This is a genomic window from Alteribacillus bidgolensis, from assembly GCF_002886255.1.
GTDB lineage: Bacteria > Bacillota > Bacilli > Bacillales > Marinococcaceae > Alteribacillus > Alteribacillus bidgolensis.
This window is the reverse complement of sequence record NZ_KZ614149.1, coordinates 3983841-4005881: the sequence shown is the minus strand read 5'-3', so window position 1 is coordinate 4005881 and position 22041 is coordinate 3983841. Positions and strand designations below refer to the sequence as shown.

Here is a 22041-nt window from a genome sequence, read left to right as displayed (position 1 = left end):
TGCCCCGTATACACTCCTATTTTAAATGACTGCACTTTTACAGTTTAACGCATAATCGAAGGAAAGAGTACCGTTTTCTTATGAACATCAAAAATTCCTTTTTGTGTCACCCTTATATAAGGAAGGTGAGTTGAAGAAAAGAAAAGCATGCTGTATATCGGGTCTTCATGAGGATAGCCTTTTTGTTTCAAAGCAAGTTCCAGGCTCTCATGTTTATTGATCAATTCTTCCATTGGATCTAATGACATAGAACCAAATAGTTTCAAGGGAATACTTTCTATGACAGAGCTATTTTCCACCATAAAAATTCCGCCATCATGCTGTTTTAATTTTTCAAACGCTCTTCGCATGTCAGCTTTATTTTTGCCTATTAATACGATATCACCCGTATTGGAAAATGTAGTGGCAAGCCCTCCAAGTGTAGTGCCAAACCCCTTTATGACCGTATTAATCCGCCACTTCCCGTGACGGTCGAGCATTACAAAGAAACATTCGTCATGGGCTTCGGAAAGGTGCTCGTTTGTGACATCTACACTTATTTGATAAGGCTTTAAAATTACAGAGTTCACTAGTTCAATTCCCATTGGCATGGAAAAGTGCAGATCATCATCGGTTAATTCCCAATCAATCATAAAAGGATGCACTCCATAGTCTTCCCAGGAAAAATGCCGATCAGGATAACAGCTCTGTCCGTCTTTAAACACCCACTGCCCTTTAGCCAATACAGCTTCCGGAACAGGATTATAAACATCCTCTAATATATTAAGATGAGCGATGCGCCCCGGCGCGATCATTCCAATATAATCGTCTAATCCGTAGTGTTTAGCTGAATTATAACTTCCCATTTCATAAGCATCTATGACAGGAACCCCTTTTTCTAAAGCAATAGCTATCGATTTTTCGATAACCCCCTGCTTGTAGAATGAGGGGGTGGATCCGTCTGTGTTAAACGTAAAACGACGGAATTCCGTGATACCAGCTTCAAGTAATTCATCCAGCATTTTCGGCAAATCAGGGCGAATGGAAGAATAACGTAGTGACGTTGTCATTCCAGCATCTAATCTTCTCAACGCTTCTTCCCCATCCATAGCTTCATGATCCCCATTCACGCCTAAAAGAGCCATCTGTGTAAGCGTTCGATAAGAAGCACCTGGCAAATGTCCTTCAATAGGTTTATTTAGTTCTTTGGTATGCTGCATCCAATGCAGAACCGTTTCATCCCCTGTCATCACTTTGGGCCAAGATGTCAATTCCCCCCCTTGAACAACAAGAGGATGCTCAAGCCATGCCTTCATGTTCGAAGGAGAAAACAAAGCATCTTCTTCCTCTAGTTCTGTTTGGGCATCATATCTCCCCCACCAAAACATCGAAGTTGGTAATTGATCCAGTTCTTCAATAAGTGAAAGCGCTTTCCTTTTTTCGATATTTAAAAAAAAGAACATGTTGTCATTAATCAGTGTAGTTGTTCCCCGCACCGATGCATATTCAGCAAGCGTATGGGGATTATATAACTGGAACGGATGAGCATGGGGCTCAATATAACCGGGTACAACATGTTTGCCTCGGCAATCAATTATTTCTGTCCCTTCCGTTTTCGCGGGCCAATCTATCCCAGTATAAACGATTCTATCTTCGTATATCCAGATATGGCCCTCCAGCCATGATTTTCGTGAGCTGCTCAAATAAGTTGCGTCTTTTAGTACAATGGTTGGTGCCAATTCACCGCGTATAACGGAAAGCTGGCGTCTCAACGTTTGTTTATTCCAACGAAATAGCTGTGTTGCCATAATCGTCACCTGCTTTCTTTTGTCCTTCAGCGTATAGTTCTTTCAAATGTTCATCTTATTGCCGTAAATAAACAGACAATTTTTTTAAATCATCAACAGTGTTTGCGTTAATGTTTCCCTATCTTATCACAATTTCACTCATTACTCCATGAAAGTAAGTGACAAGATTTCAAAGATTTTATTAAGGAGGATATAAGTATGAAACCTAATATAGGTACATTAAATGCAATGGTCCGGATCACTTGCGGTTTAACCATTTTAGCATGTTCTACTGCAGAATTAACTAAATACCGCCGAAACGGCAGACACCTTCTGTATGCCATGATGGGAGCTATGAAAGTAGCGGAGGGCATTACACGTTTTTGTCCGCTGACTAAAATGATTACTGACAGTGTCTCTGCTCAAAAGAACCATACTGATGAAACCGGATCTTCAACACCTGACCCGCAGATAAATGAGCTGTAAACGCAAGCTTATGTAAACAGTATGATGATAGTGTACCAAGTCATACTGGTTATTTCCTATTGATTTAAGAGATAATCTTACAAAACAATTGTGCTTACATCATTTGAATAGAAAACTTGGCTTACCGCCGAGTCCTTATGGCGGAAGTCGTAGTTTTGCTTATACTTTGATCCTTTAACAAAGTTAAACATTAAAAAAACCGTTCGGCACGTGGAATTTCTCGTATGCCAAACCGGTTTTTGAAATAAAAGATATTGTTAATGGTCTTGTACTACTTAGTTAGGAATTGTCTCGAAAAATAGCTTTGTCTCCTATATCTGTTCGATAAAAAAGATATTCGGTATCAAGCTTTTCGAGCTTTTGATAGACGGTATCTCTTGCTTGTTTCAGTTTAGAAGCTTTTTCTGCTATTAACAGTACGCGTCCGCCTGCTGTTAATAGCTGATTTCCTTCTTTTTCCACCCCTGCAAAATAAAGGTGTTCCGAAGAAGGCAGCGCATTTAATGGCTTATATTTTTCATAAGACCCTGGATATCCTTTCGAAGCTGCCACTACTCCTAAAACAGCATCATTAGACCACTCAAGTTCCGGAACGCCACCGTTTAACAACTCAAGAATGACAGAAGACAAGTCAGATTTTAACCTAGGAAGCACAACTTGGGCTTCAGGGTCCCCAAAACGAGCATTAAATTCAATAACTTTTGGTCCGTTCTCTGTCATCATGAGCCCAGCATACAAAATTCCTGTAAAAGAACGTCCTTCTTTTACTAAACCTGATGCTGCAGGCTGCAAGACTTCACGTACTGCGCGGTCAATATCATCAGAGGTGAATTGTGGTACCGGGCTGTAGGCACCCATTCCACCGGTATTAGGACCCTGATCGTCATTATAAGCGCGTTTATGGTCCTGTGCCCCTACCATAGGAACAACAGTTTCACCATGAACAAATGCCATCAATGAAAGTTCTTCTCCGTCAAGGTATTCTTCTAGCACCACTTCTGAACCTGCATCTCCAAACTTATTATCTTCTAAAATGTCCCTCAAAGCTGCTAATGCTTCCTGCTTCGAGAAAGCAACCGTAACACCTTTCCCAGCTGCTAATCCGTCCGCTTTAATGACAATCGGAACGCCCTTTTTTTCAATGTATGCTGCGGCTTCCTCATAATCAGAAAATACTTCATAAGATCCAGTCGGGATTTCATAACGGTGCATCAACGATTTTGCATATGATTTACTGCCTTCAATAAGAGCTGCTTCTTGTGTAGGTCCGAATACTTTAAGTCCAGCTTCTTCGAAATGATTTACTACTCCAGCAAGTAGAGGAGCTTCGGGGCCTACGACAGTAAATGCCATTTCCTTTTCTTTTACAAAGCGGATCAACCCTTCGTGATCCTCTTCTTTTATATCGATACATTCTGCAGCATTTTGCATTCCTGGATTTCCAGGGGCAGCATACACTTGTTCCACTTTAGGACTTTCAGCTAATTTTTTAGCTATTACGTGTTCTCTGCCCCCGCTTCCAATTACCAGCACTTTCATTTTAAAAGGATCCTCCTTTGAACTGTAACACCCCAATTAATGTTTAAAATGGCGCATTCCGGTGAAGACCATTGTGATACCTAATTCATTTGCCTTTTCAATCGATTCTTCATCCCGTATCGAGCCGCCAGGCTGAATGATAGCACTGATACCTGCTTTTCCAGCTTCTTCTACTGTATCTTTCATTGGGAAAAAGGCATCTGATCCCATAGCACTTCCACTTGCTTTATCGCCGGCTTGTTCTATAGCAATTTTCGCAGCACCTACACGGTTCATCTGTCCTGCCCCCACACCAATCGTCATATCATCTTTTGTAAGAAGGATGGCATTTGATTTCACATGTTTTACAACTTTCCAGGCCAGTTTTAGATCCTGCCATTCCTGTTCTGTAGGTTCACGTTCAGTTACCACCCGTACGTCTGCATCTAAAAATCCTTCTCGGTCTTCTTCTTGAATAAGAGCTCCTCCATGCACAGAAGTGATTTTTGAGCGCTTTTGCGGTTCCTCATCCAGGTTAACTGTTAACAAGCGAAGGTTTTTCTTTTCTGTCAATATATCCAACGCTTCTTGTGTAAAAGCTGGAGCAATAATAATTTCAAGGAAAATTTCTTTCATCTTCTGAGCCGTATCTTTGTCCACTTCCCGATTCAGAGCAACAATGCCTCCAAAAATAGAAACCGGATCTGCTTCAAATGCTTTTTCATACGCCTCAAAAATATTTTCTCCTACACCAACGCCGCAAGGATTCATATGTTTGATAGCAACGGCTGCCGGCTGACCGAATTCTTTAACGATGGAAAGAGCAGCTTCAGCATCATTTATGTTATTGTACGAAAGTTCTTTTCCATGCAGCTGAATCGCATTAGCAACTGAACTCAACGGACCGATTGGCTCACGATAAAAGGCCGCTTTCTGGTGCGGGTTTTCTCCGTAACGCAAATCTTGTTTTTTCTCATAGGTAACCGTATATGTTTCAGGGTACAGCTCTCCTGATTGTTCCGTTAAGTAATTAGCAATAAGCGCGTCGTATGAAGCAGTGTGACGAAACACTTTAGCAGCCAAGCGCTTTTTCGTTTCGGTTGAAACATCTCCATCGGTGCGCCATTCTGTTAACACGGTTTCATAATCTTCTGGATCGGTTATTACAGTAACATGCTTATAGTTTTTTGCAGCGGCGCGGAGCATGCTTGGACCGCCAATATCAATGTTTTCAATAGCCTCTTCAAACTCTGTGTTCGGCTTTTCAATTGTTTGCTTGAATGGGTAAAGGTTTACGACTACAAGATCTATCGGAGCAATTCCTTGTTCTTCCAATTCAGCAATGTGCTCTTCTTTTTCACGCATAGCAAGGAGGCCGCTATGAATATTCGGATGTAATGTTTTTACTCTGCCATCAAGAATTTCTGGAAACCCAGTAACTTCCGAAATGCCGGTAACATTAACACCGCCTTCTTTCAACACACGGCTTGTCCCGCCTGTAGAAATTACTTCCACACCTTGTTCTTCAAGCTGCTTTGCAAAAGGAAGGATTCCTTCTTTATTTGAAACACTAATTAATGCTCGTTTGATGCTCATTTTGATTTTGGCTCCCTTCTGAAGTTCGTTTCTCAATTAAACATTGAATAGTGTCTGGATATAAACGGTGTTCTACTGCTTGAATAGCCTTTGTCAATGATTCGAGGGAGTCCGTCGCTTTAACTGATATGGCTTCCTGTGAAATGATAGGACCTGTATCCATTCCTTCATCTACCATATGAATCGTAACACCCGTAACTTTCACGCCTGCTTGCCAAGCCTGGCCTATTGCATCCTTCCCAGGAAAAGCGGGTAGAAGCGAGGGATGAATATTAAAAATACGCTTATCGTAGGCGTGCAGCAGAGTTGAACCAATTAACCTCATATATCCAGCCAATATTATTATATCAATTTCTTCTTGTTGAAGCCGATTAACGATTTCTTTTTCAAAGGCAACCTTACCGGAATACTCTTTAGGAAGAAAGGAAAAAACGGGAATACCTAATGCTTTAGCTCTTTTTTCTGCATATGCCCCTGGTTTATCACAAACAAGCAATGCTATCTCTGCTTGAACTCTTCCTTCTTGAACCGCATCAGCTATTGCTTGAAAGTTTGATCCGCTGCCTGATGCAAAAACGGCAAGTTTCATGAGAAGCTCCCCCTCTCAATCGTAAGCTCCCCTGTCTCTGTAATAGAACCAATGATTGCTGCTTCTTCCCCATTTTCTTGTAACGCAGTGACTGCTTTTTCTGCTTGATCTTCATCGACCGCTGCTGCTAAACCGACTCCCATATTGAAAGTACCGTACATATCAGCCAAAGAAAGGTTTCCGTGTTTCTCAATAAATGAAAAGATTGGCGGCAAATCCCAATTGGCTGGGTTTACAGAGGCTCCGAGACCGTCTGGAAGCATACGAGGAATATTTTCGTAAAATCCTCCTCCTGTTATATGAGCCATCCCTTTTACTTCCACGCTTTCTCTTAACGTTTTTATTGCCTTTACATATATACGGGTGGGTTCTAACAGAATTTCTCCCAATGGACGATCAAACGGCGGATACGTTTCGTTTAAGTCTAATCCTGCCTTTTCAATCAGTACTTTTCGTACAAGAGAAAAGCCGTTGCTGTGAATGCCAGAGGAAGGCAGTCCAATTAATTTATCACCAGGCTTAATGCTTTCTCCTGTAATAATAGAGCTCTTTTCAGCCGCTCCAACGGTAAAACCAGCTAGATCATATTCTTCTTCTTCATACATTCCCGGCATCTCTGCCGTTTCACCGCCAATCAATGCACAGCCTGCTTCTTCACAGCCATCAGCGACCCCTTTTACAATTGCTTCAATTTTCACAGGATCTGCTTTCCCGCACGCAAGATAATCAAGAAAATAAAGAGGCTCTGCTCCTTGGACTGCAATGTCATTTACGCACATGGCCACCGCATCTTTTCCAATCGTATCATGCTTGTTTATGGCAAAGGCGAGCATAAGCTTTGTACCAACCCCGTCTGTACCTGAAATAAGTACCGGTTCTTTATAAGGAAGGGAGGAAAAGTCGAACATGGCGCCAAATCCCCCCAGTCCCCCTAACACTTCCGGACGAAGGGTACGGTTGGTGTGTTTTTTCATTCGTTCTACTGCTTCATAGCCAGCCTCTACGTTGACACCGGCTTTTTTATATGCCTCAGACATGAAAGTGAGCCTCCTCGTTATTGCTCTAATCTCTTAACCGTTCGTGATTTTATCATGGGGGTGAAGAGTGTCTTGGTAAATTTCTGTCGGATAATTACCTGTAAAGCAAGCCAAGCACTGACCACAGTTGGAATCATAATGTTTTCGGCCAATTCCTTTTAACATACCGTCAATACTAATAAAGGAAAGCGAGTCTGCACCCATTTTTTCCCGCATTTCTTCGGTCGTGTGGTTTGCTGCAATAAGTTCTGACTTTGTAGACGTATCAATTCCGTAAAAACATGGATGGGTAATAGGCGGAGAACTAATCCGCACGTGCACCTCTAATGCTCCAGCATCTTTTAACATTCCTACGATACGGCGGCTGGTCGTGCCTCTTACGATGGAGTCATCTACCATAACAACACGCTTTCCTTCTACCACTCCACGTACAGGTGATAGCTTCATTTTTACACCTTGTTCGCGCAGCTCTTGAGACGGTTGAATAAATGTGCGGCCAACGTACCTATTTTTAATCATTCCTAATTCATAAGGAATTCCGGTTTGTTCTGCATAACCGATTGCTGCAGAAATGGAAGAATCCGGTACACCCGTGACGATATCAGCCTCAACAGGTGACTCTTCTGCCAATTGTTTTCCAAGATTTTTACGTGCGGTATGAACATTGATTTGATCAAGGTTGGAATCAGGACGAGAAAAATAAACATATTCCATACTGCAAAGCCGTCGCGGAGCTGCATTGGAGAACAATTCAGAATGCATGCCGTTTTCATCAAACGTAATGATTTCACCCGGCTGCACTTCCCGTTCATATTCTGCTCCTACCACATCAAATGCACATGTTTCAGAAGCTACTACATATGCATCACCTAGGCGGCCAATGGAAAGCGGTCGTAATCCGTTCGGGTCCTGAGCTACCATCAGTTTGTCTTCTGTCATCACTGCAAATGCATAGGCTCCTTTAAGCATAGATAATGCATTTGTCATTTTATCCTCAAGGCGTGGATATACACTGCGCTTAATAAGGTGAGCAAGGACTTCGGTGTCTGAAGTAGATTGAAAAATACTGCCCTGGTTTTCAAGCTGGTGCTTTACTCCATTAGCATTAACGATATTACCATTATGAGCAACCGCAAGGCTGTCGGTTTGTGAACGGAACAAGAGAGGCTGACAATTATTCAACCCCCCGCCTCCAGCTGTCGCATACCGTACGTGACCAATGGAAGCATTGCCATTCAATTGATCAAGTTCTCCTTCTTTAAAAGCTTCTGTTACAAGTCCAAGGCCTTTATGAATAGATAACTGATCTCCGTCACTTACTACAATTCCTGCCCCTTCTTGTCCACGGTGCTGAAGACTGTGCAATCCGTAATACGTTATTTGTGCAGCATCCTTGTGTCCCCAAACAGCAAAAACTCCACATTCTTCGTTTAGTCCTTTGATTTCACCAAGCATGGAATAGCTCCTTTCCAGGCGCTTTCTAATTCATCTGCTGCCGCCTGAAGCACGGTTTCTCCTGATCGACTATAAATCTCAAGCTTCTCCTCATTTGTCACTGTTCCAATAGCACGGGCTTCCGGGATAATCTTTTCAAATTCTTCTTTTTTAACCTTTGGTACGGAAACAAGAAAACGCGACTGTGTTTCTGAGAAAAGCTCTGCTGCGGTATCAACATCAATTGTTAATGCTGCCCCCAGCCCTGTGCCAATCAGGCTTTCTGATGCGGCTACAGCAAGACCGCCCTCGGCCACATCATGCGCCGATGAAACAAGCTGATTTCTAATAGCTTCTAAAAGTTTGTGCTGACGCTCTTTTTCCGTCTCAAGATTAATTTCTGGAACTTTCCCTGAGATATCGCCCTCTAAAAGTTTTTGCAGCTCACTGCCTCCAAATTCAGGTTTGGTCTCTCCTATTAAATAAATAATGTCGTCTGCATTTTTAAAAGATTGAGTAGTGATGTGGTCTAGATCTTCAATGAGACCAACCATACCTACAACAGGAGTTGGATAAATAGCTCCTTCTTTTGTTTCGTTATAAAGAGATACGTTTCCGCCAATGACAGGAGTTTGCAGCTGCTCACATGCAGCACTCATACCATCTGTAGATTTTTCAAGCTGCCAGTAAATTTCTGGATTTTCTGGACTTCCATAATTCAGGCAGTCAGTTAGACCTAGTGGTACCCCTCCAGAGCAAACAATGTTTCTAGCTGCTTCAGCTACTGCAATTTTGCCTCCAGCTTCTGGGTCCAGATAAATAAAACGGCTGTTAGAATCGGTAGTCATCGCAAGTGCTTTGTTTTTCCCGCGAACTCGCAGAACTGCTGCATCAGAACCAGGCTGCACGACCGTATTTGTTTGTACCATATAATCATATTGATCATATACCCACTCTTTGCTTGCGATGGTTGGTTGTTTTAATAAGTCAAGCAGTGTTTGTTTTATATCGTCAATGTGAAATACGGTTTCTTTAACCTGCTGATTTACCTGAAAGGCAGAATGTTCTTTAGAAGGCGGATGATAAACTGGTGCTTCTTCTGCTAGTGCATCTACAGGTACATCGGCTACGACATTTCCTTCATGTAGTAAACGAAGGCGTTTGTCATCAATGACATGACCTACCTCTGCAGAAAGCAGCCCCCACTTGTCACAAATGTCTTTCATTTCTTGTTCGCGGCCTTTTTCAACAACAAGCAGCATGCGTTCTTGAGATTCTGAAAGCATCATCTCATAAGGTGTCATGTCCTTTTCTCGCTGAGGTACTTTGTCTAAATCCATTTCAATACCAGAACCGGCTTTACTTGCCATTTCTGCTGAAGAAGATGTTAATCCGGCAGCTCCCATATCCTGAATACCAATAAGAGCGTCAGATTGAACCAGCTCTAAACAAGCTTCGAGCAGAAGCTTTTCCATAAATGGGTCACCTACTTGAACGGAAGGTCGTTTGCTTTCTGATTCATCACTTAATTCCTCAGAAGCAAAAGTAGCTCCGTGAATCCCGTCTTTTCCGGTACTTGCCCCCACATACATCACGGTATTGCCAACACCTTTGGCTTGCCCTTTTTGAATATCTTTATGGTCAATCAGTCCTACACACATTGCGTTAACGAGAGGATTTCCTTCATAACATGGGTCAAACTGAACTTCACCGCCTACGGTCGGTACGCCGACACAGTTGCCGTAACCTGCAATGCCAGCTACTACTTCTTCAAACAAATAACGGACGCGAGGAGAAGTGAGTTCTCCAAAGCGCAAAGAGTTTAGAAGTGCTACCGGCTTTGCTCCCATGGAGAAAACATCACGCAAAATACCGCCAACTCCTGTAGCTGCCCCTTGGTAAGGTTCAATGGCAGAAGGATGATTATGGCTTTCTATTTTGAAAACGACCGCCTGCTCGTCTCCAATATCTATAATTCCTGCTCCTTCACCCGGACCTTGCAGCACTTTTTCTCCTTTGACAGGAAATTTTTTTAGAAGTACTTTCGAGTGTTTATAGCTGCAATGTTCCGACCACATAACCGAAAATAAGCCTGTTTCTGTGTAGTTTGGCTGACGTCCAAGAATTTTCTCAGCCAGTTCAAACTCTTCGTCTGTTAAGCCCATTTCCTGATAAATTTTGTCTTCTTTAATTTTCTCGGGAGTTGGTTCAAGAAGTAAGGACATGAGATTCCCTCCAGTGGTTCAAGATCGATTGAAAAAGCTTTAAGCCATCGCTGCTTCCTAATAAACTAGTCGTAGCACGCTCCGGATGAGGCATCATACCGAGAACATTTCCTTTTTCATTCACAATGCCTGCTATGCCTTCTACGGAACCATTTATATCATCTTGGTAAGTGAAGACAATTTGATTATTTTCTTTTAAATGCTGTAATGTTTTGTTATCGCAATAATAGTTACCTTCTCCATGAGCAACCGGAACTATGATAGATTCACCTTTTTCGTAGCTTTTGGTAAAACCAGTTTCGTTGTTATCTACTTTTAATTCCACCGGACGGCAGATAAATTTCAAGTCTTTATTTCTTTGCATCGCCCCTGGAAGAAGTCCTGCTTCAAGGAGAACCTGAAATCCATTGCACACACCTAATACAGGTTTTCCTTTTTGTGCTTCTTCGATTACACTTTCCATTACTGGAGCAAATCTTGCAATTGCTCCTGAGCGCAAATAATCACCATAAGAAAAACCGCCAGGCAGTAAAATAGCGTCATAATCGGCTACACTTTCTTCGGTGTACCATACTTTATCTACCTCTTCTTGCAGACCTTCTTGAACAGCATAGACCATATCGTCGTCACAATTTGATCCAGGAAAGACAATGACTGCAAACTTCATTAGGAAACAGCCTCCCCGATGGTATACGTATAATCTTCAATCACTGGATTGGAGAGAAGCTTTTCACACATTTCTTTTACACGTTCTTCCAAGTCATCTGTTTTTTCAACTTCGAGCTCAATATATTTTCCGGTCTGAACACTTTTTACTTCATTATAATTCATTGTGTGAAGAGAGTTCGTAATGGCGCTTCCCTGCGGATCGAGCACCCCTTCTTTTAACGTTACATATACTTGGACTTTAACCATGTACAGCCCCTCCCAGTCTTTTTAATATTTCGGTATAGCCGTCCTGCAATGAACCTAGGCCAAAACGGAATAAATCTTTATCGAACTTTTCTCTCGTTTCTTTATCCCATAAACGACATGTATCAGGAGAAATTTCATCTGCTAGCAGAAGTTCTCCATCAGCAGTCGTTCCAAATTCAAGCTTAAAATCTACTAGCAGCAGGCCGCAGTCGTCAAAATGTTTTTTTAATGATTTATTAACTGCTAAAGCTTGTTCTCTCATGTTATGGACCTGTTCAGGTTCTGCTGCTTGAAGGATGCGAATGTGATCATTGTTAATAAGTGGATCACCAAGATCGTCGTCTTTATAATAAAATTCAACAATAGCCTGGTTGAGCTCAGTTCCTTCTTCTATGCCGGTCCTTTTATGGAGACTGCCGGCTACGATGTTTCTGACCACAACTTCTAAAGGAACAATGGTTGTTTGTTTTACAAGTTGTTCGGTAGCAGATAATTTTTTAACAAAATGACTGCGAATTCCTGTGTCTGCTAATTTTTGAAAAAGCAAGGATGAGATTTCATTGTTCAGTTTTCCTTTTCCATGAAGAACTTCTTTTTTCTCCCCATTAAAAGCAGTGGCGTCATCTTTGTACTCAACCCACAAAACCTCTTTTTCATTCGTTTGGTAAAGCTTCTTCGCTTTTCCTTCATACAACAGCTTCTCTTTTTGCACCGGAGAGCGCCTCCTTGTTTTTTCTTAAAATCTGGAAGGGGGTTTTAGGCCCCGTTTTATTCTAAACCTGCTCTGGTAAAAATCTCGTCTACTCGCTGCAGGTGATGATTATAGTCAAAACAATCATCAATTTCTTCTGCTGTCAGCGTTTCTGTGATGCGGGGCTCTTGTTCTACTAATGTTCGGAATGGAATTCCTTTTTCCCAAGCTTCCATGGCTTTGGGCTGAACAAGGTCATATGCTTCTTCTCGCACCATTCCTTTATTAATAAGAGTGAGAAGAACACGTTGAGAATAAGTGAGGCCGAATGTCCTTTCCATATTAGCTTTCATATTCTCTGGGAATACAGTCAGGTTGTTCACGATATTTCCAAAACGGTTGAGCATGTAATTGAGTGCTATGGTTGCATCAGGTAAAATGATTCGTTCTGCTGAGGAGTGAGAAATATCGCGTTCATGCCAGAGCGGTACATTTTCATAAGCTGTCATCATATGTCCGCGGATAACTCTTGAAAGGCCTGTCATGTTTTCAGATCCAATTGGGTTTCGTTTATGCGGCATGGCGGACGATCCTTTTTGTCCTTTCGCGAAAAACTCTTCTACTTCTCTCGTTTCACTTTTTTGCAGCCCTCTGATTTCTACCGCCATTTTTTCAATAGAGGTGGCGACAAGTGCGATTGTACTCATATAATGAGCGTGCCTGTCTCGCTGCAGTGTTTGCGTGGAGACTTCAGCTGTTTCAAGTCCAAGCTTTTCACATACGTAAGACTCTATAAACGGAGGAATATTAGCAAATGTTCCTACTGCACCCGAGAGCTTTCCAACTCTGACACCTTCTGCCGCCGCTTTAAATCTATCTAGATTTCTTTTCATCTCTTGATACCAAAGCGCAAGTTTCAGACCAAAGGTGGTCGGTTCAGCATGAACACCATGTGTCCTTCCCATCATCACCGTATATTTATGTTCCAGTGCTTTATCTTTCAAGATAGAAAGGAAACGTTCAAGGTCTTTTTCCAAAATATCATTCGCTTGTTTCAGTAAATAAGAAAGGGCAGTGTCGACCACATCTGTTGAGGTCAGTCCATAATGCACCCATTTTCTTTCTTCACCGAGAGTTTCTGAAACAGCACGAGTAAAAGCTACCACATCGTGACGAGTTTCCGCTTCAATCTCTTTAATACGCTCCACATCAAAGCTTGCATTCTTACGAATTTTTTTCACATCGTCCTTTGGGATATCTCCAAGTTCTGCCCAAGCCTCACATGCAGAGATTTCTACTTCCAGCCAAGCATTAAAACGATTCTTTTCTGTCCAAATGGATCCCATTTCAGGGCGTGTATACCGTTCGATCATGAGATTTCCTCCACTCTCTATCTCTTTTTTCTTTTATTATTATTTATTTATAAAAGATGTTTGTTTTTCCCAAACATAGTTAGTTTTGGCAAGAGCTTCTTCTATGTCGCTGCCAAGTACTGTCCAATGTCCCATTTTCCGTCCGTGTTTCGCTTCATCTTTTCCGTACACATGAAGATGTCCGTTTTTACTGAAGCTTTCCACATTGTCGTAAACATGGGACAGATGTTGTCCGAGCAAGTTAGTCATTACTACTGGCCTTAGTAAGTTGGTTGACCCTAACGGCCATCCGCAAATAGCCCGGATGTGCTGTTCAAATTGAGACGTTTCACATGCTTCAATCGTGTAATGACCGGAATTGTGCGGACGCGGAGCTAATTCATTAACATAAATGTTCCCATCTTCTAATACGAACATTTCTACAGCCAGAGTACCTGTAAGTTCGAGTTTCTCAGCTAATTGATACGCGATGTCTCTTGCCTTTCTTTCTGTATCTGACGTGATTCTTGCCGGCACAATTGTTTGATGCAAAATGTTGTTCTCGTGAATATTTTCCCCGACAGGAAATGTCGAAATTTCACCGTTTGTACTTCTTGTCACAATCACAGAAATTTCTTTTTCGAAAGGAACCCAGGCTTCTAAAACTAGATCTTTTTCGTTTCCATTAAGGGTTTCGAATGCTTGATCTGCATTAGTGTTTTCTTTAATCACAACTTGTCCTTTTCCGTCGTAGCCGCCTTGACACGTTTTTAATACAGCAGGCCTTCCAAGCTCTTCTAGTGCAAGTCCTAAAGACTCTTTTGAATCCACCGAACGATAAGGCGATACATGCACGCCAGCTTCTTCAATCGCGTTTTTTTCTCGTATTCGGTGCTGCGTCGTGTAGAGCAGGCTGCCGCCCTGCGGAAGGTAAAGTGTTTCTTCTAGAAATGCCGCAGTGGGAGCATCAATGTTTTCAAATTCATAGGTAAGGACATCACAATGTTTTGCAAGTTCTTTGGCACCTTCTCTGTCGTCATAGGCTGCCTCTACTTCTATATCAGCGGTTTGTCCAGCAGGAGAATCTGATTTTGGTTCTAAAACAGCAATTCGAAAACCCATCGCTTTTGCAGCAATTGCCATCATCCGTCCAAGCTGGCCGCCTCCTAATATACCAATTGTTTTTCCTGGAGAAAGAATGCGACTCACGATAAATCCCCCGTTTCTATCACTTTTTGACGAAGGCCTTCTCTTCTTTGTTCGAGTTGGTCAGCAAGTTCAAGATCGAAAGCTGCCAGAAATTCTGCGGCAAGCAGTCCTGCATTTACAGCTCCCGCTTTACCGATTGCCACGGTAGCGACCGGAACGCCTCCTGGCATTTGAGCAATAGACAATAGAGAATCCATGCCATTTAAAGCCTTGGACTGCACAGGAACCCCAATAACCGGAAGGGTGGTTTTAGCAGCTACCATACCAGGAAGGTGTGCAGCCCCTCCTGCACCGGCGATGATCGTTTTTAATCCTTTTTGCCGAGCCTTCTCAGCGTATTCAAACATAAGGTCTGGCGTACGGTGAGCCGAAACTACTTTTTTTTCATAAGGTATAGATAATTCTTCAAGCACTTCACAAGCATGTTTCATCGTATCCCAATCAGAAGTGCTTCCCATGATTACTCCTACTTGCGGTTCCATTATTTCCTCTCCTTTAAATCGCACATTAGAAAACCCCGGTTTGACAGTTCTCTATACTATGAGAGAAAGCTGCCAGCTGCCGGGGTTATGGACATGGTGAACAGGCGCTGCCTCCAGCTGTCCCATGTTCCGGTGCTTGCATACCTTTCCCTCATAGTCCGGCAATTTACGGTCGCCGGGTAGAAACTTGTCGAGCCTTATTCTTGACATTATATGAGGTTTATTTCGTTCATCCGTTTGATTACATGTATAGCTTAACAAGTTGTCACGAAATCTGTCAAACAAAAATCGAACATTTAAACCCGCGGAAAGTTTAATGTTCGGTTATTTAAGCTTAGTTTCAAATAATATTTGTTGTTTAATAGGAATTTTTTCTGTTTTTCCGTTTTTCCTCACTTCCTCGAATACAGGTTTTTCCATGCGGCGAACAGGTACATAACCTTCTTCATCTATTCTTTTCAAACATTCATCAATCGTTTCCCCATCTTTCACTTCGAATTTTTTCCTCTTTGTTTTTTTGGGCACTGTTCCATCTCCTTCTATATAATTAACGCCTTACTCCTTTTACCCAGAAACCTCCGAAAAAGGCTTTTGGTTCGTGAGAAATAATAAAAGCTTTAGGATCTAGTTTTTTCACAATGTTATATAAATCCGTTTCTGACCTTCTTGAGGTTAAAATCTGCATCATTAAGCGTTCACCTTCTCTGCCGTATGCTACCCAGTTAGTTACCCCATATCCTTTATCACGGAGAGCATTTGGAATATCGGGTTCGTATTCTTTTGTAATGACGTTTACTGTAATATACCCTAATGCCAGCTTCTCCTCAATTTTCATCCCTACCACGACTCCCGTCCCAAAACCAATAGCGTACGCCGCTACATTTAAAATATTATCAAGGTTATCAAGTACAAGGCCGAGACCGAGAACATATACCACAATTTCTGTCATACCAACCGCACCAGCAAAATAACGCTGTCCTTTTAAAGTAAAAATCATACGCAGCGTAAATAAGGTGACATAGACAATGTTAATAGTAAAAATAATAAGGAGCATTGTCCAAGCATTTTCAAGGAGAACATCGAGCATATTATACCGCTTCCTTCCCCGCTAAAAGCGCATTCATCATAAAGTCGAAAAAAATATATCACGTTTTAGATAGTGTGGGAAGTACTAATCATTCGTCATTTTTTTTAATTGTTCGAGTGCTCTATCTTCAGCAGGAATTCGTATGAGAAGTAAAATAATGGCATTTGCAGCTGAGAAAATAAGTGCTGTGATCCAAGCACCGTATATTAGAGGTAATAGGATAACTTCAAGCACAACAATGGCATAATTGGGGTGTGAAATCCAGCTGTATGGACCTTTGTTTACTTTCTTTGCCCCAGGAAGGACGATTATTTTCGTGTTCCAAAATTCTCCCAGTGAAGTCAGCGTCCAGATTCTAAGAATTTGCACAACAATAAAAAGCAGTAAAAACACCTGCCAGCCTGGACTAAGCGCAAATTGTCTTTCTGTCACTTCAATAATTAAAGAAAAGAAGAAAAAAATATGTAACAAAACAATCCATTTATAATGAGAAGCTCCGATTTCTATAGCACCTTTTGCCTTCATTTTTTTTTCATTTCGACGGGCGTATATAATTTCTGCTAGTCGCTGCAATACAACAACTGATACCAAAATGATAAAAAACGTCATTCTTTTTCTCCCCATTCTAGCCATAGCAATTCTGAACTAAATCCAGGACCTAGAGCTGTCACTATACCATTTTCTCCATATGAAGGCTTTTTTTGCATTATTTTTTTCAAAACATACAAGACAGTTGGAGAGGACATATTTCCCTGTACAGCTAAAACTTCCCTAGCCGGTTCTGTTTTTTCTTCTGAAAAACCCAGTGCTCTTTCGTAAGCTTGAAGAACTTTTTTACCGCCTGGATGAGCAACAAAATGGTCGATATCTGCTGATGACTTATCTAGCTTTTTTAAAAAAGCAGTTACGTTCGGTTTTAACCATTCTTCAATAATAGCTGGTATATCTCTTGAGAAAATAACATGAAGTCCTTCATTTTTAATATCCCATCCCATCACATCTTCCGAATATGGCATCAAAGTAGACATCGTATCTATCGTGCGCGGGCAAGTGTTTTTATGTTTTACTTTCTCCCCTGTCATAAGGACACATGCAGCACCGTCTGCAAATAGTGAGGTGCCGATTAAATTACTTTTAGATGTGTCATCGCGTTGAAAAGTAAGACTGCACAATTCAAGACAAAGTACAAGTACTTTAGCAGAAGGATAAGCAAGTAAATATTCATGGGCACGACTCAAGGCTGAAGCTCCTCCAGCACACCCCAGTCCCCAAATTGGAATTCTTTTTATATGAGAAGGGAAATTTAATTCATTCATAATCCGTGCATCTATCGTCGGTGTTGCCATTCCTGAACTTGAAATAAAGAAAAAGGCATCGATTTCTTCTTTTGACGTGTTTGTTTCTTGCAAACACCTCATTACGGCCTCGCTTCCTAACGTAAGTGCCTGTTTTATATATAGCTGGTTTTTCTCTTCAAAATCGTGATTTTGTTGAAACCAAGACAGCGGCGCAGCCAAAAAACGACTTTCAATTTGACCATTCCCGAATACTTTTAATAAACGATCTATATCTGAAAAAGAATTACCGAATAATTCACGAACCACTTCTACCGTTTCTTGCTGTGTTACTCGGTAAGGAGCATCTGCTGTTTCTACATGCTGTATAAATGGCATTGTTTCACCTTCTCTATAATCGTCAAGTATAGTTTTTCCTTTGCTGCTAAATAATACTCTATTTTCAAGGAGTTAAATCCTTAACTCTGCCCATTATCGTTTCCAATATTTTCTGCTATTTCTTTTAGTGCCAATACTCCGTTAAAACAATCTTTCAATGAGGTGAATTCTTCCGGTGAATGACTTTTCCCTTGATAGCTCGGCACAAATATGAGCCCAGAAGGTACGTATTTACCTGCAATCATCGCATCATGGCCTGCCCCGCTTGGTAAATAATTATAGGATAGCTTCAATTTTTCTGCTGCTTCTTGTGCATGTTGCTGGATCCACTTAGGAACCGGGACAGGCGGTATTTTAATCTGAATCTTCGTTTCCGTTTTCAAACCCCTTTTTTCCGCAATCCGTTCTGCTTCTCTCTTTATTTCAATTAACATATTGTCGCGTACTTCTTCATCTATATCTCTAACATCGACTGTCATCTCTGCTTTTCCTGCGATAACATTCGATCCATTGGGAAAAAGCTGCAATTTTCCTACTGTAGCGACAGCAGTCGAGCTTATTTCCCGGGGAATATTTTCAATCGACAAAACTAAATCAGCCGCTCCAGCTGCAGCATCAGACCGCATGTCCATAGGTGTATTACCTGCATGATCTGTTTCTCCTTCAAAAATCACCTCAAGCCAAGAAGGGCCTGCAATTCCGTTGACAATGCCTATATTTTTCTGTTGTTGTTCTAAGCTTTTGCCTTGTTCTATATGAAGTTCTAAAAATGCGTGAATTTCCTCTTTCGGGTATACACATTTTTTCAGCTTATTTGGCGCGTAGCCTTGTCTTTTCATTGCTTCTGCTGCTGTAACTCCATTTTCATCTCGAAGCTGAAACAAATCCTCCTTACTTACTTCTCCCATGGCAGCCCGGCTTCCAAACAATCCACTTCCAAACCGAGCCCCTTCTTCATCAGCAAACACTACTAATTCAAGCGATCTTCTCAATTGTCCATGTTCTTGAATAATTGCTTCGATAGCCATTAACGAGCTGACACATCCTAACGATCCATCAAAAGCACCTCCATTAGGTACTGTGTCTAAATGCGACCCGGTAAGCAGTGCAGGAAGTTCAGGCTCTTTTCCTTCTAATCTCCCATACATATTTCCAACTGCATCTTCCCTTACTTTTAGTCCCGCGTTTTCCATCCAGGAACGAAACAACTTTTTGGCATCCGCTTCTTCTTCAGTGTAGACATAGCGTGTAACTCCACCATCTTCTGTTTTCCCTATTTCTGCTAAGGAAGCCAGTCTATCTGCCAAAATTCCTGGGTTGAGAGATTCAGTTAGAGCTAAATTATCGTTAGAAGCCAGCAATCTTTTCTTAGAAAATACATTCATACGTAACCATACCCCTTTTATTACACTGTGAATATTAAAAATTTTGTCGGTAACAGTATAAGTTTTTCCTCACCTAGCTTCTAGAGAATAAAGTTTATTCCTTCTTTTTTGACTTTTATCTAACGACAATCTAAATGATAGAAAATTCAGAAAAATTATTTAAGCTTTTGAGGTTAGCATACTCACTTTCGAAATGATGAAAAGTGGATTTTAACTCTGATAAACGAATGACATGCACCAAGATTTTAATCAATGGGTAGATTAGAAAAGAGAAAGATGCCAATATGAGTTATCTTCTTCACCGATATCTTAATGACAAGGCCCTGCTTTAATATGCGAGAGATCATTTATGTTCCTAGTATATTTTCATTAAGTCTATTTGAAATAAAATGCAATGCCAAAAACAGAAGAGGCTGCTCCTTTGCCTTTATGAAGCACCTCCTCTTTTCTATATTTTTATAAACGGACGATCTTTCTCCCCCGCACTTGCGCTTGAAGAATTTGTTCTAATGTTTCCGGAAGCTCCTCTATTGTAATCTCACTTGCTATCGTTTCGAGTAAATTTTTGACTTTTAAATCTGATGCAAGACGATTCCAGACTTGCTTTCTTCTATCCATTGGGCAATAGACAGAATCAATACCTACAAGGTTCACACCTCTTAAAATAAATGGGAACACTGTGGCTGGAATCTTTGTCCCCCCGGTTAACCCACTTACCGCAGCAGCACCGCCATAGGCAAGCGTGCTTAACGCATATGCCAGTGTTTCACCTCCTACTGGATCAACAACTCCAGCCCAGCGTTGTTTATCAAGCGGACGGATTTTCTCCGGCTGCACGTCTTCTCGTGAAAGAATTTCTTTTGCCCCCAACTCTTTTAAATAATTATGTTCAGAGGATTTACCAGTACTTGCTACCACGTTGTATCCTAGGTGAGCAAGCATTGCAACTGCCATGCTTCCTACTCCGCCTGTAGCTCCTGTTACAAGTACAGTGCCGCTTTCTGGAGTAATTCCTTCCTCCTCAAGCCGTATAACAGATAAACCAGCTGTAAAACCAGCTGTACCGTAGATCATAGCTTCTTTTAAATCTAAACCTTCAGGCAGCGGTACAACCCACTCTGCCGGAACTCTTGCATATTCAGCAAAACCTCCATAATGAGAAACTCCTAATTCATAACTTGTTACGATGACTTTATCACCGTTAGAAAAGCGAGTATCTGACGAATCTTCTACTACCCCTGCTAAGTCTATACCAGGAACCATCGGGTATTCATTTACAATGTTTCCGTTTGCCATAGAAGCCATACCGTCTTTGAAATTCACACTGGAGTAGTGAACTTTTACGAGAACATCTCCTTCTGGCAGATCATCTAATGTAAGCGTACGGATACGTTTTTCTACTTCCTTATTGCCTGTCTCTTCTACCATCATTGCTTGAAAACTGGTCATTATAGTGGTTCCTCCTCAATAGTCGTATTACTCTGACAACCTTCTACAAAATCATTTATATTCCTTTTAATTATTTCCTTCTCACTCTTTCCAATAATCACTGCGTCGATAAATGGCTTTTTCGTTTACAATTGGCCATACTGAAAAGAGAAGCTCTTTTATTGGCTGCTAGTTTTTTCTGGTTGTGTGTATAACAGCTTTTTTAAGGTTTATAATGACAGAGAATAGGAGGATACCCGATTGAAAAATCTATTTGAAGGCATTCGCTTAACCAATATATTGATTATATTTCTAGGTACAATAGTTTTCGGTTTTGGCCTTATTCATTTTAATTTGCAAAATGGGCTGGCTCACGGTGGTTTTACTGGTCTCACTCTCGTCATTTATTATTTGTTTACAATTGAACCTTCGATTTCGAACCTTGTGTTAAACATTCCTTTGTTTTTTGTAGGCTACAAGCTTCTAGGTCGAAAAGTTTTTATATACAGCGTGTTTGGCACATTGATGCTTTCCGGCTCGCTTCATTTTTTTGAAAAATATTGGCATATGAATGTAGCTCTTCAAAACGATATGATACTTGTTTCTTTATTTGCCGGGGTTTTTGCTGGAACTGGACTTGGGATCATATTTCGTGCAGGCGGTACAACAGGCGGCGTAGATATTCTCGCCCGGCTGGCGGAGAAATATTTCGGGATAGGGATCGGTACATTTATGTTTATGTTTGACGCCTTTGTTATTTCATTTTCCTTAATTCATTTAACACTACCTGAAGCTATGTATACTCTTGTTGCTGTCTTTATTGCAACTCGTGTTATTGACTTTATTATCGAAGGGGCAAATGCCGGAAAATCTGCTATGATTATTTCCAATTATACCGATGCTATATCTGACGCCATTATTAAACGCATGCACCGAGGATCGACGGTATTAACCGGAAGAGGGAGCTTCACACGTGATGAACGTAATGTGTTGTATTGTGTGGTCAATCGAAATCAACTGATTCAGCTAAAATCCATTATTAATGACGTGGACCCATACGCTTTCGTAGCTGTTCATGACGTAAAAGAAGTAGCGGGCGAAGGTTTCACCTTTGATCCAGAAAGTCGGAAAATATAGGAAAGCGCAAACCCCTGTAAAAGAGGCTGCG

21 protein-coding genes and 1 riboswitch are annotated in these 22041 nt (G+C 41.3%); of the genes, 2 read left to right on the top strand and 19 right to left on the bottom strand.

The annotated features are described in order from the left end of the window. Positions 1-44 precede the first annotated feature (44 nt). Positions 45-1787: an adenine deaminase C-terminal domain-containing protein gene (locus CEF16_RS19825; RefSeq protein ID WP_091585622.1), complete on the bottom strand. Its 1743-nt coding sequence runs from the start codon at positions 1785-1787 to the stop codon at positions 45-47. 198 nt (positions 1788-1985) lie between these two features. On the opposite strand from CEF16_RS19825, the gene CEF16_RS19820 reads away from it, so the two are divergent. After that, positions 1986-2252: a YgaP family membrane protein gene (locus CEF16_RS19820; protein ID WP_091585620.1), complete on the top strand. Its 267-nt coding sequence runs from the start codon at positions 1986-1988 to the stop codon at positions 2250-2252. Between the two features lie 279 nt (positions 2253-2531). Here the strand turns inward: CEF16_RS19820 and purD are convergent, their stop codons facing one another. The 18 genes from purD to CEF16_RS19730 form a co-directional block, all read right to left on the bottom strand. Then, complete coding sequence (gene purD / locus CEF16_RS19815) at positions 2532-3791, bottom strand: phosphoribosylamine--glycine ligase (protein WP_091585618.1); 1260 nt, start codon at positions 3789-3791, stop codon at positions 2532-2534. A gap of 36 nt (positions 3792-3827) precedes the next feature. Next, positions 3828-5366 (bottom strand): bifunctional phosphoribosylaminoimidazolecarboxamide formyltransferase/IMP cyclohydrolase, encoded by a 1539-nt coding sequence (purH, locus tag CEF16_RS19810; protein ID WP_091585616.1) that lies wholly within the window; start codon positions 5364-5366, stop codon positions 3828-3830. After that, positions 5341-5955, bottom strand: a complete 615-nt coding sequence (gene purN / locus CEF16_RS19805) for a phosphoribosylglycinamide formyltransferase (protein ID WP_091585614.1) — start codon at positions 5953-5955, stop codon at positions 5341-5343. Before purN ends, purH begins: the two co-directional genes overlap by 26 nt. Continuing rightward, positions 5952-6992, bottom strand: coding sequence for a phosphoribosylformylglycinamidine cyclo-ligase (gene purM, locus CEF16_RS19800; protein WP_091585612.1), 1041 nt, complete (start codon positions 6990-6992; stop codon positions 5952-5954). The genes purN and purM overlap by 4 nt, the downstream gene beginning before the upstream one ends. 33 nt (positions 6993-7025) lie before the next feature. Further along, on the bottom strand, positions 7026-8447 hold the full coding sequence (purF, locus tag CEF16_RS19795) for an amidophosphoribosyltransferase (RefSeq protein ID WP_091585611.1): 1422 nt from the start codon (positions 8445-8447) through the stop codon (positions 7026-7028). After that, positions 8423-10651, bottom strand: a complete 2229-nt coding sequence (gene purL / locus CEF16_RS19790) for a phosphoribosylformylglycinamidine synthase subunit PurL (RefSeq protein ID WP_091585609.1) — start codon at positions 10649-10651, stop codon at positions 8423-8425. The genes purF and purL overlap by 25 nt, the downstream gene beginning before the upstream one ends. Beyond that, positions 10635-11318 carry a phosphoribosylformylglycinamidine synthase subunit PurQ gene (gene purQ / locus CEF16_RS19785; protein ID WP_091585607.1) on the bottom strand — a complete coding sequence of 228 codons (684 nt, stop codon included), beginning with the start codon at positions 11316-11318 and terminating at the stop codon, positions 10635-10637. The genes purL and purQ overlap by 17 nt, the downstream gene beginning before the upstream one ends. Then, the gene (gene purS, locus CEF16_RS19780) at positions 11318-11566 is read right to left on the bottom strand and encodes a phosphoribosylformylglycinamidine synthase subunit PurS (protein WP_091585605.1); all 249 of its coding nucleotides are present in this window, start codon (positions 11564-11566) and stop codon (positions 11318-11320) included. Before purS ends, purQ begins: the two co-directional genes overlap by 1 nt. Beyond that, entirely contained in the window at positions 11559-12278 is a 720-nt protein-coding gene (purC, locus tag CEF16_RS19775; RefSeq protein WP_091585603.1) for a phosphoribosylaminoimidazolesuccinocarboxamide synthase, read from the bottom strand. The genes purS and purC overlap by 8 nt, the downstream gene beginning before the upstream one ends. A 56-nt stretch (positions 12279-12334) precedes the next feature. Next, positions 12335-13630 carry an adenylosuccinate lyase gene (gene purB / locus CEF16_RS19770; RefSeq protein WP_091585601.1) on the bottom strand — a complete coding sequence of 432 codons (1296 nt, stop codon included), beginning with the start codon at positions 13628-13630 and terminating at the stop codon, positions 12335-12337. A gap of 39 nt (positions 13631-13669) precedes the next feature. Beyond that, positions 13670-14818: a 5-(carboxyamino)imidazole ribonucleotide synthase gene (purK, locus tag CEF16_RS19765; RefSeq protein ID WP_091585599.1), complete on the bottom strand. Its 1149-nt coding sequence runs from the start codon at positions 14816-14818 to the stop codon at positions 13670-13672. After that, the gene (purE, locus tag CEF16_RS19760) at positions 14815-15300 is read right to left on the bottom strand and encodes a 5-(carboxyamino)imidazole ribonucleotide mutase (protein ID WP_091585598.1); all 486 of its coding nucleotides are present in this window, start codon (positions 15298-15300) and stop codon (positions 14815-14817) included. The genes purK and purE overlap by 4 nt, the downstream gene beginning before the upstream one ends. A gap of 134 nt (positions 15301-15434) precedes the next feature. Beyond that, positions 15435-15537: riboswitch (purine riboswitch) on the bottom strand. Between the two features lie 87 nt (positions 15538-15624). Next, the gene (locus CEF16_RS19755) at positions 15625-15825 is read right to left on the bottom strand and encodes an NETI motif-containing protein (protein WP_091585596.1); all 201 of its coding nucleotides are present in this window, start codon (positions 15823-15825) and stop codon (positions 15625-15627) included. A 22-nt stretch (positions 15826-15847) separates the two neighbouring features. After that, positions 15848-16387, bottom strand: coding sequence for a DUF2179 domain-containing protein (locus CEF16_RS19750; protein WP_091585594.1), 540 nt, complete (start codon positions 16385-16387; stop codon positions 15848-15850). 84 nt (positions 16388-16471) lie between these two features. Next, complete coding sequence (locus CEF16_RS19745) at positions 16472-16996, bottom strand: isoprenylcysteine carboxyl methyltransferase family protein (RefSeq protein WP_091585592.1); 525 nt, start codon at positions 16994-16996, stop codon at positions 16472-16474. After that, on the bottom strand, positions 16993-18060 hold the full coding sequence (locus CEF16_RS19740; RefSeq protein WP_091585590.1) for a type III polyketide synthase: 1068 nt from the start codon (positions 18058-18060) through the stop codon (positions 16993-16995). Before CEF16_RS19740 ends, CEF16_RS19745 begins: the two co-directional genes overlap by 4 nt. A gap of 80 nt (positions 18061-18140) precedes the next feature. After that, positions 18141-19445 carry a Zn-dependent hydrolase gene (locus CEF16_RS19735; RefSeq protein ID WP_091585588.1) on the bottom strand — a complete coding sequence of 435 codons (1305 nt, stop codon included), beginning with the start codon at positions 19443-19445 and terminating at the stop codon, positions 18141-18143. 456 nt (positions 19446-19901) lie between these two features. Continuing rightward, positions 19902-20894 carry an NADPH:quinone oxidoreductase family protein gene (locus CEF16_RS19730; protein WP_091585586.1) on the bottom strand — a complete coding sequence of 331 codons (993 nt, stop codon included), beginning with the start codon at positions 20892-20894 and terminating at the stop codon, positions 19902-19904. A gap of 240 nt (positions 20895-21134) precedes the next feature. On the opposite strand from CEF16_RS19730, the gene CEF16_RS19725 reads away from it, so the two are divergent. After that, positions 21135-22010, top strand: coding sequence for a YitT family protein (locus CEF16_RS19725; RefSeq protein WP_091585584.1), 876 nt, complete (start codon positions 21135-21137; stop codon positions 22008-22010). Positions 22011-22041 lie beyond the last annotated feature (31 nt).

Excerpts from the sequence above, each read along its gene's own strand:
- purL (WP_091585609.1), bottom strand. The coding sequence starts at position 10,651 with ATGTCCTTACTTCTTGAACCAACTCCCGAGAAAATTAAAGAAGACAAA.
- purQ (WP_091585607.1), bottom strand. The coding sequence starts at position 11,318 with ATGAAGTTTGCAGTCATTGTCTTTCCTGGATCAAATTGTGACGACGAT.
- CEF16_RS19745 (WP_091585592.1), bottom strand. The coding sequence starts at position 16,996 with ATGACGTTTTTTATCATTTTGGTATCAGTTGTTGTATTGCAGCGACTA.
- purE (WP_091585598.1), bottom strand. The coding sequence starts at position 15,300 with ATGGAACCGCAAGTAGGAGTAATCATGGGAAGCACTTCTGATTGGGAT.
- purN (WP_091585614.1), bottom strand. The coding sequence starts at position 5,955 with ATGAAACTTGCCGTTTTTGCATCAGGCAGCGGATCAAACTTTCAAGCA.
- purS (WP_091585605.1), bottom strand. The coding sequence starts at position 11,566 with ATGGTTAAAGTCCAAGTATATGTAACGTTAAAAGAAGGGGTGCTCGAT.
- CEF16_RS19820 (WP_091585620.1), top strand. The coding sequence starts at position 1,986 with ATGAAACCTAATATAGGTACATTAAATGCAATGGTCCGGATCACTTGC.
- CEF16_RS19740 (WP_091585590.1), bottom strand. The coding sequence starts at position 18,060 with ATGCCATTTATACAGCATGTAGAAACAGCAGATGCTCCTTACCGAGTA.
- purM (WP_091585612.1), bottom strand. The coding sequence starts at position 6,992 with ATGTCTGAGGCATATAAAAAAGCCGGTGTCAACGTAGAGGCTGGCTAT.
- purH (WP_091585616.1), bottom strand. The coding sequence starts at position 5,366 with ATGAGCATCAAACGAGCATTAATTAGTGTTTCAAATAAAGAAGGAATC.
- purB (WP_091585601.1), bottom strand. The coding sequence starts at position 13,630 with ATGATCGAACGGTATACACGCCCTGAAATGGGATCCATTTGGACAGAA.
- purF (WP_091585611.1), bottom strand. The coding sequence starts at position 8,447 with ATGCTTGGTGAAATCAAAGGACTAAACGAAGAATGTGGAGTTTTTGCT.
- CEF16_RS19825 (WP_091585622.1), bottom strand. The coding sequence starts at position 1,787 with ATGGCAACACAGCTATTTCGTTGGAATAAACAAACGTTGAGACGCCAG.
- CEF16_RS19730 (WP_091585586.1), bottom strand. The coding sequence starts at position 20,894 with ATGACCAGTTTTCAAGCAATGATGGTAGAAGAGACAGGCAATAAGGAA.
- CEF16_RS19750 (WP_091585594.1), bottom strand. The coding sequence starts at position 16,387 with ATGCTCGATGTTCTCCTTGAAAATGCTTGGACAATGCTCCTTATTATT.
- purD (WP_091585618.1), bottom strand. The coding sequence starts at position 3,791 with ATGAAAGTGCTGGTAATTGGAAGCGGGGGCAGAGAACACGTAATAGCT.
- CEF16_RS19735 (WP_091585588.1), bottom strand. The coding sequence starts at position 19,445 with ATGAATGTATTTTCTAAGAAAAGATTGCTGGCTTCTAACGATAATTTA.